We start from the raw sequence: 11,677 nt of genomic DNA on the forward strand, positions 1-11,677 counted from the left end.
GCCCGGGCCCCGCCCGGTACAAGGGCTCGCCGGGGGCGCCGCGGGAGGCCCCGGGCGAACCACGGGACCCGGGCCCCGCCCCGACCGCGCGCGAGAGGATACGGAACATGAGCAACCTCGATCTTCGACCGGTGCCGAGCGCCTGCGGCGGCCGTGGCGACGTCTCCGCCGCCCCCGTGCACGAGCTCCTGCCTCCCCGCAGAGTCCCGCTCGGCGAGAGCACCGTGGTACGGCGCCTGCTGCCCAACCTGGGCCGGCGCATGGTCGGCGCCTGGTGCTTCGTGGACCACTACGGCCCCGACGACATCGCCGACGAGCCGGGCATGCAGGTCCCCCCGCACCCGCACATCGGACTGCAGACGGTCAGCTGGCTGCACGAGGGCGAGGTCCTGCACCGCGACAGCCTGGGCAGCCTGCAGACCGTCCGCCCCCGCGAGCTGGGCCTGATGACGGCAGGCCGGGCGATCTCGCACTCGGAGGAGTCCCCCCGAGAGCACGCCCGCCTCCTGCACGGCGCCCAACTGTGGGTCGCCCTTCCCGACGCACACCGGCACACCGCGCCGGCCTTCGAGCACCACGCGGACCTCCCCGTGGTCACCCACGGCCCGGGACTGCGCGCCACCGTGATCCTGGGCGAACTGGACGGCGCGGCGTCCCCGGGGACCGCGTACACCCCGATCGTCGGCGCCGACATCGCACTGACCCGCGGCACGGAGGCACGGCTGCCGGTCGAGCCGGACTTCGAGTACGCGGTCCTGACCATGTCCGGTTCCGTCGAGGCCGACGGAGTGCCCCTGGAACCCGGGTCCATGCTCTACCTCGGCTGCGGCCGCACGGAGCTGGCGCTGCGGGCTGACACCGACAGTGCCCTGATGCTCCTGGGCGGCGAACCGTTCGAGGAGAAGATCATCATGTGGTGGAACTTCGTCGGCCGCTCCCACGAGGAGATCGAGACGGCGCGGGCGGACTGGGCGGCGGGCTCCCGCTTCGGCGAGGTCAAGGGCTACGACGGCGCCCGCCTCCCCGCCCCCCAACTCCCCCCAGTGGCCCTGAAACCCCGGGGACGGGTGCGCTGACCTGAGGTTTTCCGCGGCAACCCCGTTGTCGGGCGGCGTGCTGCGGGGCTCCTCCGCACGGCCCGCCCGAAGGCGGATGCCGGTCGCAAGTGTCGGCAGGTGTGACCAGCTCTCGTCGGACACTTGCTGACCTTCACGGTGGCTGCCGTGTCCGGCTGCTGGGCGGCCGGGTGCAGGCCCAGCAGGTGCCGCCAGGACAGGGGGTGCCGGCGAGCGGGCGGACGGCGAGGCCGGGTGTCGGCGGGAAGGTGGCCCGGCACAGGCCGACCGCCCGGCCCACCTGCACCAGGTGCACACAGGACGCGGTGTCCGTCTCGTACATGCGCCGGGGCGTGAAGCCGGCCCGGGCGCAGGCCGCGGTGAAGCAGTCCGCGAAGCAGCCGTCGCCGGGGACGCACGCCCATTCCTCGTCCGCGAGCGCGGCCGGGTCGACCTCGCGCCCGCGGGCCGGCCGGTGCCGGTCGGCGAGCATCACGCAGACGGGGTCGACGGCGATCTCCTCCCAGAGGACGTGCGGGCACTGCGGCGGCGGCGCCGAGCCGCAGGTGCCGGTGAGAACGTAGTCCAGGCGGCCCTCGGCCAGCAGCTCCGCCAGTTCCCGCTCCGACCAGGAGGCGCAGGTGGACACGGTGGTGCCGGGCACCGCGTCGGCGAGCCGGTCCACCAGGGCACCCAGCAGCGGTCCGTGCGTGGCGCCGAGCCGCAGCCGCTGCCGCTGCCCGTCCGGCCGGGTCCGCGCGAACAGGGCTGCCTCCCGCTGGAGGTCGCTCACCGCGGGCAGCACGATCCGGGTACGTTCGAGGACCAGTTCACCGAGGGCGGTGGTGGTCACTCCGTGCCGCCCGCGTTCGAACAGCGCGCCGCCCAGGGCCCGTTCGATGCGTCTGAGCTGCGCGCTGAGCGCGGGCTGGGTAAGCCCCAGTACGCTCGCCGCCCTGGTCAGGCTGCCCGCGTCGGCGATGGCCCGGATGGTCTTCAGATGCCGCAACTCCAGCTCCATGAGGGGAGCTTGCGGTCCCGGAGGACGACGGGCAAGGGGTTGGTACAGACCTGAACGGGAACGGATGTGCCCGACCAGGTCGTGTCCCCGAGAGGAGTACGAGTGACGCGCAGCACCACCGTCCTGCCGGGAGTCCCCGCCCTGCCGGCCGGCCCGGGGGACGTGCCGCTGCACCGGCTGGAGGTGCCCTCGCCCACCGCCCTGCCCTTCGCGGTGGGCTCCTTCGAGGAGGTTGGCCCGCTGTCGCGGTGGGACCGGCCGCACCGGCACACCTTCTACGAGATCGTCCACGTCCGCGCCGGTTCGGGCACCCATGCCGTCGATCTCGTCCGGTGGCCGGTCGAGCCCCCGCAGCTGGCCGTGATTCTGCCCGGCCAGGTGCACCACTGGGAGGGCGGGCAGGGACCCGAGGGCTCGCTCGTGCTGTTCACCGACGACTTCCTGGTGGACCACCCCGGCGACCGTGAGCTGCTGCGGGAGCTGGGAGCGCACTGCCGGTACGGGCTGGACGCCGGGCAGGACCGGTCGATCGGGGGCCTGATCGCCGAGCTGGCCGCCGAGTACCGGCAGCGCGCCCCGGGGCACGAGAGCGTCCTGCGGTCCCTGCTCCACATCCTGATCGTGCGCGCCGCCCGGCTACCGTGCCGCACGGGACAGGGCCGCGAGCCGCGCGCCCACGGCCGTACGGCCGCCGTGGCGGAGGCCTTCGCGGAGCTGATCACGCGGCCCGGGGCGGCGGGCCGGACGGTGCGGGAGTGCGCCGATCGGTTGGGTGTCTCACCCGGCTACCTCACCCAGGCGGTCCGGGCGGCCACCGGCCGGCCGCCCGGACGGCTCCTCATCGAGGCCCGCGTGTACCAGGCCCAACAGCTGCTCGCTCACACCGAGTTGACTGTACGACAGGTTGCCGCCCGCACCGGATTCGACGACCCGGCCTACTTCGGGCGGTTCTTCCGACGCGAGACCGGCAGCAGTCCCGGCGCCTTCCGAAAACACCACAGCCGCCACCACCAGTCCCTCGAAGCGCCGTCGGCACCCGCCTAGTTTCGGTGTCCACCACCCCCACGAGGAGGAGACATGGACGAGGCAGGCACGTACGGCGCGGGTCCGGACGACCCCGGCACCGGCCGTGAGCCGGCATCTCCCCGGCTCGTCCGCCGCAAGACGGTGCTGCGGGCCGCGCTCGCGGCCACCGCCGCGATTCCAGTCGCCCTGGCCGCCGGACCGGCCCTCGCCCGCACTGCGGCGGCGAGCGGCACCGCGCCGCAGCTCACGCCGTCCTGCGACGACGGCGACGACCCCACCCCGGAGCAGATGGAGGGCCCCTACTTCAAGCCGAACTCACCGCAGCGCACCAGCCTGCTGGAGCCAGGCATGCCGGGCACCTTGCTGACCGTGACGGGTCATGTCTTCGGCCGCACCTGCCTGCCCCTGTCCGGGGTGCTGCTGGACTTCTGGCAGGCTGATGCCAACGGCGCCTACGACAACACGGGTTTCCGGCTGCGCGGGCACCAGTACACCGATTCCCGCGGCTCCTTCACGCTCACCACGATCGTGCCGGGCCTGTACCCGGGGCGCACCCGCCACCTCCACGTCAAGCTGCAGGCGCCCGGCCGTCCGGTCCTGACCACGCAGCTGTACTTCCCGAACGAGCCGCGCAACAACACCGACACGATCTTTGATCCGCGGCTGCTGATGACCGTGCGCGACGGGGGCGGCGGCCGGGAGGCGGCGTTCGACTTCGTCCTCGACGTCCCGCAGAGCCCGGGCCCCGGCCCCACGCCCACCCCGCCGGGCGGGACCTGGGCGGTGGGCGTCACCTATCGGGCGGGCGACCGGGTCACGTACGCGGGACGCGCCTACGTCTGCCTCCAGGCGCACACCGCACAGCCGGGCTGGGAGCCGCCGGCGGTGCCGGCCCTGTGGCGGGCGGCGTGAGCCGGCGGCGCCGTGCGGGGGGACGGCGCCGCCGGCTGCCCGGCCGTGCGGGCCCGCCCACGCCGATCCGGTCGCGGGCCAGCGGTGGAACAGGGTTCCGAGCTTGTCCGAGAACTCCTGCCGCCGCTCGGCACGGTACTGCCGGCGAGCCTGGGCCACGGCCTCTTCCGCGGCCTTCCGCGCCGAGCGGACCTCAGCCTCGACCTCCCCGGCGGGCACCCGCACGATCGTCCCGCCCAGCCGCTCGGCGACGGCGTCCGCAGGCCCGGGGTCGTCCTCCTCCGCCCCGGCGACCAGGACGTTGCTGCCGTTGTCCACGCCGCGGCTGAGCACGGTCAGCGCGTCCATCGACCCGGCCGCGTCGTCGGCGTCGGAGGCCATGCCGACGAGCGTTCCGGCACCCCGGCCGAGAAAGACGCCCATGGGCCCGCCGAGCAACCCGATCAGCGCGCCGACGATGCCGCCGACCGCCGTGGTGCTGCCGGCGCCGGGTTCGTAGCTCTCGGGCACGGACAGGGTGCCGTCCTCCGCGCGCTCCAGGATTGCCGCCCGGCCCACCGACGGCAGTTGCTCGACCTCGGAGAAGGCCTGGTAGGTGCGGGCGGGGCCGGGGAAGCGGAAGAACATGACCTTGGCGTTCCAGGCCATGGCGGACTCCTTGCACGACTGCGGGTGGGCAGGGCCCGGCTGCGCGGGCCCGCCGAGTTCCGGCGACAGGAGAAATCGCCACGAACCCACAGTGGGCCGTATGCCTCCGCATCGCCGCGGGGGTCTGTGAAGATGAGCGATGCGGCCGCTGAGGAGAGGCTGTCCGCAGAGGCCGGGGCGACGGAACGGCAGCTTCAGGTCCCGGGTTCCGACTGATTCTTTGGACCTTGTGCGGCGTTGTGCCGAGGGCCCCGGTGAGCCGTCATGAGGGTTTTCAAGATCGTAGGCATCTCTGGCTCGGCCGTTGAGACTCCGCTGCCGTCACTTCTGTGATCCACCGGCCTGCGGTGCGACGGAGGGGGCCCGTCCCACGCTGCCGACCGGGACATGTGTGACCGCGAGGGCTGCGGCATCGTCTTCGAGTTCTTCGGTGTGCCGGAACAGAGCGGCGAGCATGGCGTCCAGTACGGCCCCGGGGTCCAGAGGGAGGGGGCCGGTCAGCGGGGGGACGGGGTCGAAGAAGACGCCGTTTCGGTCGCGGGCCTCGATGATGCCGTCGGTGAACATCACGAGCGTGGCGCCGGGGGGCCACTCGAACTCGTCCACCGGGACGTCGGGCCCGGCCAGGTCGCCCATGCCCAGCGGCAGTGACGGCTCCTCCGGTTCCAGGGGAGTCACCTTGCCCTCGTGGACCATCAGCGGCGCCGGGTGGCCCCGGTTCGCCATGCGCAACACGGAACGGTCGGGGGAGATCTCGGCGATGACGGCGGTGACGAAGGCTTCGTCCGGCGCATCGGCCTGGCGGCTCTTGACGTCCTGCAGCTGCACTTCCACGCCGCGGACGATGGTGGGCAGGTCCGGCAGCTGAAGGGCCGCCGCGTGGAAGGCGCCCAGCAGGGTGTTGACCATGGTGACCGCCTGCATGCCCTTGCCGCGGACGTCGCCGACCACCATGCGGAGGCCGTAGGGGGTGTCGTGGACCGCGTAGAGGTCGCCGCCGATCAGGGCCTCTTCCTGGGCAGCCCGATACCGGGCGGCGACGGCCAGCCCCCGGACACGGTCGGGCACGGCCGGCAGTACCGCGCGCTGGACCGCCTCCGCCACCTCGCGGGACGTTCTCAGCTGTTCCCGCTCGCGTGCGAACATCCGGTTGAGGAACGCCGCGACGACGGTCAGGACGCCGATGCTTGCGAGCGCAACGAAATCCGAACGGGTGGAGAAAGTACGGCCTTCGCGAAGAGCCAGAAGTGTCCCGACCAGGCAGGCCGCCACACCACTGGTGATCGTCCAGGCCAGAGAGAGCATCGGTGCCGCGATCACGGAGACAGCCGCCAGGAGGGGGAATGTGCTGAATTCCGGCCAGGCGAGATCAATGACGACCGCAGTGAGGAGCACGGCGGCAGGCAGGCACCGGGACCACCGCACCCTCCTGGAGGCGCGCTTGTGCTGGTACCGCTCCATCCCTGTCGTCCTTAATTCGTCCTGTGCCGATCCGCTCCCCAGTTTCTGGTGGATCCTTGTTCAAGGCGACCGCTGGGCCGTCTCGGTCTGTGCGCCGACGACGCCGCCGACCGCCGTGGTGTTGCCGGCGCGGGTTCGTAGCTCTCGGGCACGGGCAGGGCGCCGTCCTCCGCGCGCCCCAGGATCGCCGCCCGGCCCACCGGGACGCTTCGCCGGGTGATTGCGCTCAAATTCCACGGGTTCACACGCGTGTGCCCGTAAGCCTGTACGCCGCACCGTGGCCGTGGTGGCGCCTGGACAAGCAGAAGGGCCCCAGGCCCTGTTCTCCCGAAGTCACGGCGAAGTGACAGCAGCTCTCCGTTGGCCGTGGTGCGATGCTCAGTGAGCGAGGATTTTGATGGCGATGACGAACACGCACAGGAGGGTTTCGACGGCGACGATGGGAATTCGGCGGCCACCGCTCATTGGCGATCGGGTCACGGCGAAAACCATGACCAGGATCTGTGTGACAACCAGGAGGCCGGCCGCGATAACAAGTCCCGTCCTGAGCGTCCACGGCCCGGCGGCGCCCAAGGACACCGCAATGACCGGCCCCAGAGCGGTTTCCAGCGCCTGCCCAGCCATGAACAGGATGCGCTTGAGCCGCTTGCCTCGCGGAGCGGCAGTTATGAAAGGCGGAATGGGCAACCAATTCGGCAACCAGACCGGCCGCCCACAGCCCGTCCATGGTGACGCCGATGCTGACAGCCGCCGAAACAGCTGTGAAGCTCTCCGCCTGGCCAAGGACGATCAACACAGCGGACAATCCACTCAGCGTGGCATGCACCCGTTCCCGTAACGCCGAGGAAAGAGTCTCCAGATCAGGCAATGCGGAATCGGCCGGGCCGTTTGGATCAGGTGAACTCAAGAGGTTTACCTCCCCGGTCAGGTGTCACCGCCCCCGGATCGATCCGGCCGTATCCCGCAACGGAGACGTCCTCGGGAGCAACCGGGTGCGGCGGCACGGCCCGCCACTTGCTGCAGGTCGTCACCGCCGGCATGCCCTCCCGCCCGAGCGGCACGAACCACCGCCCCGGCTCCCGGCGGGCCGCAGCAGCCGTGCTCTGCTCTGCGCGTCACCCGCGCCGGTCGGACGCGCGCGGCTCGATGGCGTTCGGCTCCGGCACGTCGGCCCCGGCCTGCGCCGAGGCGACCAGTGAGGCGACCAGTGAGGGGTCGCTCGTGTCGACGACCACGGCGACGCCCTGCCGGCAGCAGGCTGAGCGGCGGCAGCAGGCTGCCGGAGCACACCAGCACCGCGCTGAGGGTTTCCCGGATACCGGCTGTCCTCCTGCACCGCCCAGGCCGGCCGGTCAGTGTCTGCGGGCCGGACGGACTGCGCCGGGTCGCCCGTACGGCGGCACTGGAACAGCTGTGCTTCAGGTACCTCACTCCCGGGCGGAGCCCTGCCGCACGGGCTGCCCGCAGGAGAGGCCGATGACCCACAGCGCCGACTGTGTGCGGCAGCGTCTGCGCGAGGTTGCATGCGAGCTCTGCGCGCCTCGGCGGGAGCCGCCCGATCAAGGCGGGACCTTCCTGTCCGTCCCGGCGATCGGCGTGCGAGTGGTGAGATGAGCGGAGCTTTTGAGCGGATGGTGCTGCCGGTTCCGGAACGGCGACCGGCCGGACCTCCGGCGTTCGACATGCAGCACGGGGAGGTGTCGTTCGAACCGATCAGGCCGCCGCGGCCGCCGGCGGGTGCGCCGAACGTCCTGCTGGTGATGCTGGACGACGCCGGGTTCGGGTCGAGCAGCGCTTTCGGCGGTCCGTGCCGGGCGCCGACATTCGAGCGGCTCGCAGCGAACGGCTTGCGCTACACCCGTTTCCACACGACGGCGATGTGCTCCCCGACCAGACAGGCGCTGCTGACCGGGCGCAACCATCATGCGGTGGGGATGGGCGCGGTGTCGGACATGGCGACGGCTGCGCCCGGATACACATCGCTGCGGCCGAACACGGCGGCGACGATTGCGGAGGTGCTGCGCCTGAACGGCTGTTCGACGTCCCAGTTCGGCAAGTGCCACGAGGTCCCGACATGGGAGTGGAACCCGATGGGCCCGTTCGACAGGTGGCCGACGGGCAGTGGGTTCGAGTACTTCTACGGGTTCATCGGCGGGGAGAGCAGCCAGTTCTACCCGAGCCTGGTGGAGGGCACCGCACCGGTGACGCCGGACCGGTCGCCGGAGGCGGGGTACCACCTCAGCAAGGACATCGCCGACAAAGCACGGCGCTGGCTGGGCCAGCAGCGGGCCCTGGCCCCGGACAAGCCGTTCTTTCTGTGCTTCGCCCCGAGTGCGACGCACGCTCCGATCCACGTCCCCCACCACTGGCTGGACCGCTACGCCGGCGAGTTCGACCAGGGGTGGGACGCCGTCCGTGAGGAGACCTTCGCCCGGCAGAAGCGGCTCGGTGTCGTCCCTCCGGACGCCGAGCTGACCGCTCGCCACGAGGGCATCCCCGCGTGGTCGGAGATTCCGGACGGGACGAAGCCGGTGCTGGCCAGGCAGATGGAGCTGTATGCGGCCTTCCTCGAGCACACCGACCACTGCATCGGGCAGGTGGTGGACGCGGTCGAGGAACTGGGGGTGCTCGACGACACGCTCATCCTCCTGATCACCGGTGACAACGGCGCCTCCGGCGAGGGCACGGTGAACGGCACCTGGAACGAGGCGCTGACCATGACCGGCATGAGCGACATCGAGACCCCGGAGTTCCTCCGGGACCGGCTGGACACGTTCGGCACCCCGCACTCGTATCCGCAGTACTCGCTCGGCTGGGCGCACGCCATGGACACCCCCTACCAGTGGACCAAGCGGATCGCGTCGCACTGGGGCGGTACCCGTAACGGGCTGATCGTCCACTGGCCGCGCGGCATCACGGCCCGCAACGAGCTGCGTCACCAGTTCCACCATGTCGTCGACACCGCGCCCACCTGCCTCGAAGTCGCAGGCCTGCCCGAACCGCACACCGTGGCGCCCACGGTGTCCCGCGCACCACCGCCCCGCCCCGAGCACTCAGCCGTCGTCCCGCCCGTCCAGCAGCGGCAGGCCCGCCGCGTACTGGCGGAAGAAGCCCGCAGTCGGGGTGTCCGCCGCTGCGACGGCCTCCGGAGTGCCCTCCGCCACCACGGCCCCTCCGGCCGGGCCCGCTCCCGGCCCCAGGTCGATCACCCAGTCCGCGGACGCGGCGACGGGGATGTCGTGCTCGGCCACGACGACGGTGTTGCCCGAATCGAGGAGGACGTCGAAGGCGTCCACCATGCGCTGGATGTCCGACGGATGCAGACCCGAGACGGGCTCGTCGAGAACGACCAGCCCGGCCTTGCGGCCCGCCGCGCCGCGCTGCACGGCGGACGCCAGCCTCAGCCGCTGCGCCTCCCCGCCGGAGAGCTCCGTGGCGCTCTGGCCGAGCTGCAGGTAGCCGAGGCCGACCCGGTCCAGCGCCTCCAGCGTCTCCGCCAGCTGCCGGGGCTTCGGGAACCGCTCCACGGCCTCGGCGACGGTCAGCTCCAGCACCTCGTCGATGCTCAGCCCCTCGTAAGTGATCTCCAGGGCCTCCGGCTTGTACCGCCGGCCCTCGCACTCGTCGCAGACCACCCACACGTCCGGCAGGAAGTGCATGTCCACCAGCCTGCGGCCGTACCCGGTGCAGGTCTCGCAGCGGCCGCCGTCGGCGGTGTTGAAGGAGAACCAGGAGGCGTTGATCCCGCGCTTTCGGGCCTCGTCGGTGCCGGCGAACAGCTTGCGGACGACGTCGAACGCCTTGCTGTAGGTCGCCGGGTTGGACCGCGGGGTCCGCCCGAGCGGTTCCTGGTCGACGACGGCGACCCAGCTGAACCTCTCCGCGCCGCTCACCGCACGCACCGTGCCGACCGCCGTTCCGTTCAACGCGGCCTCCACGCCGACCCCCAGTGCGCCGAGCAGGCTGCTCTTGCCGCTGCCGCTCACCCCGGTCAGGCAGGTCAGCCGGCCGACGGGGAAACGGACCAGGTCCATGGTCACGTTGTGGGCGGAAAGCCCCCGCAGCTCCACCCACTCGGTGCGGTCGCCGACCGGGCGGCGGGCCCGTTGAAGGCGCGGCCCGTTCCCGCCCAGGTAGCGTCCGGTCAACGAGCGGGGATGCGCGGCGACCTCGGCCGGCCTGCCCGACACCAGCACCTCGCCGCCCTGCCTGCCCGCACCCGGGCCCATGTCGATCACCCAGTCGGCACGGGCGATCAGCTCCGGATCGTGCTCGACCAGTAACACGGTGTTCCCGGCCGCCCGCAGTTCCAGCGCGATGTTCAGCAGATGCGCCTTGTCCGCCGGGTGCAGACCGGCCCCGGGCTCGTCCAGGACGAAGATGATCCCGCTGAGCTCGGTGCTCAGCTGCGCGGCCAGCCGGGTCCGCTGCAACTCGCCCCCGGAGAGCGTCACCACGCTCCGGGACAGCTGCAGGTGGGCCAGGCCGAGCCGGTCCAGTATCCCGAGCCTGCGGTCCAGGTCCTGGAGCAGCGGCTCGCCCACCTCGCGCTGCGCGGTGCTCAGCCCGCCCGCGACCTTCTCCGCCCAGCCCCGCACCGCGCGCACGTCCACCCCGAGCAGTTCCGGGTACGCCATCCCGCCCAGCAGGACGGACCGGGCCACTTCGCCGTATCCGCTGCCGTCGCAAGTGCCGCAGGACACCTTGCGCATGTACGGCAGGTAACGCTGCTTGGCGCTCGGCGTCCCGGCGTTCCCGAAAACCCGTTCCACTTCCGCCAGCGCGCCCCGCAGCGGCTGGCTGGAGGTGTAGGTCCACGAAGCCGTCTCGTTCTTGTTCGGCATGTCGACCGTCGCCTCGACCTTCTCGTCACCCGTGCCGTGGAGCACGCAGTGACGGAACTCCTCGGGCAGCGACTGCCACGGCAGGCCGAGATCAACGCCCCGCTTTTCGGCCAGGGCCGGAACGAAGGCATGCTCGCCCGAACGCCACTTCGCGTACCAGGGCGACGCCCCCTCGAAGAGCGGAAGCTCCGGATTCGTGATGATCAGGTCTTCCTGCGCCTGCCAGTACCCACCCACTCCGTGGCACTCGGAGCAGCTTCCCTCCGGCGAGTGCTGGTCGAAGTCGGCACTGCTCAGGGAATCCTTCGGAGCGGCCGAACCCGCTCCGAGCCCGGGGAGCCGCGAGTACAGCAACCCCAAGTGCCCGTCGATGCCGGTGATCGTCGCCACCGTGGACCTGGGGTTGCGGTTCAGCCGGCGCTGGTCCACCGCAAGTGTCGCGCCGAGCCCCAGGACACGGTCCACCTTCGGCCGGTTGCGCTGGGTGATGTACTGCCGTACGAACGGCGAAAGCCCCTCCAGGTAGCGCAGTTGCGCCTCGCTGTGGATCGTGTCGATCGCCAACGAGGTCTTGCCGCTGCCGCTCACCCCGGTGAACGCGACAACCCGGCCCTTGGGGATGCTCAATGAGACGTTGCGCAGGTTGTTGGTGCGCGCTCCCACTACTTCGACGGTCTCGACGTGCTGTGCGGATTCAGTCATCCATTCCA

At 71.6% G+C, this 11,677-nt stretch carries 6 protein-coding genes and 2 pseudogenes; 4 read left to right on the top strand and 4 right to left on the bottom strand.

What is annotated here, in order from left to right:
* The first annotated feature begins 107 nt into the window (after positions 1–107).
* Complete coding sequence (locus GQS52_RS26620; RefSeq protein ID WP_182316085.1) at positions 108–1,076, top strand: pirin family protein; 969 nt, start codon at positions 108–110, stop codon at positions 1,074–1,076.
* Here GQS52_RS26620 and GQS52_RS26625 read toward each other — a convergent pair.
* Positions 1,004–2,076, bottom strand: a pseudogene (locus GQS52_RS26625) (LysR family transcriptional regulator). The gene GQS52_RS26620 and the pseudogene GQS52_RS26625 sit on opposite strands and share 73 nt — an antisense overlap.
* Before the next feature lie 102 nt (positions 2,077–2,178).
* Here GQS52_RS26625 and GQS52_RS26630 point away from each other — a divergent pair.
* Positions 2,179–3,120 carry an AraC family transcriptional regulator gene (locus tag GQS52_RS26630; protein WP_259371004.1) on the top strand — a complete coding sequence of 314 codons (942 nt, stop codon included), beginning with the start codon at positions 2,179–2,181 and terminating at the stop codon, positions 3,118–3,120.
* A 33-nt stretch (positions 3,121–3,153) separates the two neighbouring features.
* Entirely contained in the window at positions 3,154–4,014 is an 861-nt protein-coding gene (locus tag GQS52_RS26635; protein ID WP_182316086.1) for a carbohydrate-binding protein, read from the top strand.
* A 969-nt stretch (positions 4,015–4,983) separates the two neighbouring features.
* Here GQS52_RS26635 and GQS52_RS26640 read toward each other — a convergent pair.
* Entirely contained in the window at positions 4,984–6,123 is a 1,140-nt protein-coding gene (locus tag GQS52_RS26640) for a PP2C family protein-serine/threonine phosphatase (RefSeq protein WP_182316087.1), read from the bottom strand.
* Positions 6,124–6,501: 378 nt separating this feature from the next.
* Entirely contained in the window at positions 6,502–6,747 is a 246-nt protein-coding gene (locus tag GQS52_RS26645; RefSeq protein WP_182316088.1) for a hypothetical protein, read from the bottom strand.
* 1,136 nt (positions 6,748–7,883) lie between these two features.
* Here GQS52_RS26645 and GQS52_RS26650 point away from each other — a divergent pair.
* A pseudogene (locus GQS52_RS26650) lies at positions 7,884–9,053 on the top strand (sulfatase-like hydrolase/transferase); the annotation flags it as partial.
* 123 nt (positions 9,054–9,176) lie between these two features.
* On the opposite strand, the gene GQS52_RS26655 reads toward GQS52_RS26650, so the two are convergent.
* Positions 9,177–11,669: an excinuclease ABC subunit UvrA gene (locus GQS52_RS26655; protein WP_182316089.1), complete on the bottom strand. Its 2,493-nt coding sequence runs from the start codon at positions 11,667–11,669 to the stop codon at positions 9,177–9,179.
* Positions 11,670–11,677 lie beyond the last annotated feature (8 nt).

The organism is Streptomyces sp. SCUT-3, from assembly GCF_014083985.1.
GTDB lineage: Bacteria > Actinomycetota > Actinomycetes > Streptomycetales > Streptomycetaceae > Streptomyces_H > Streptomyces_H thermolineatus.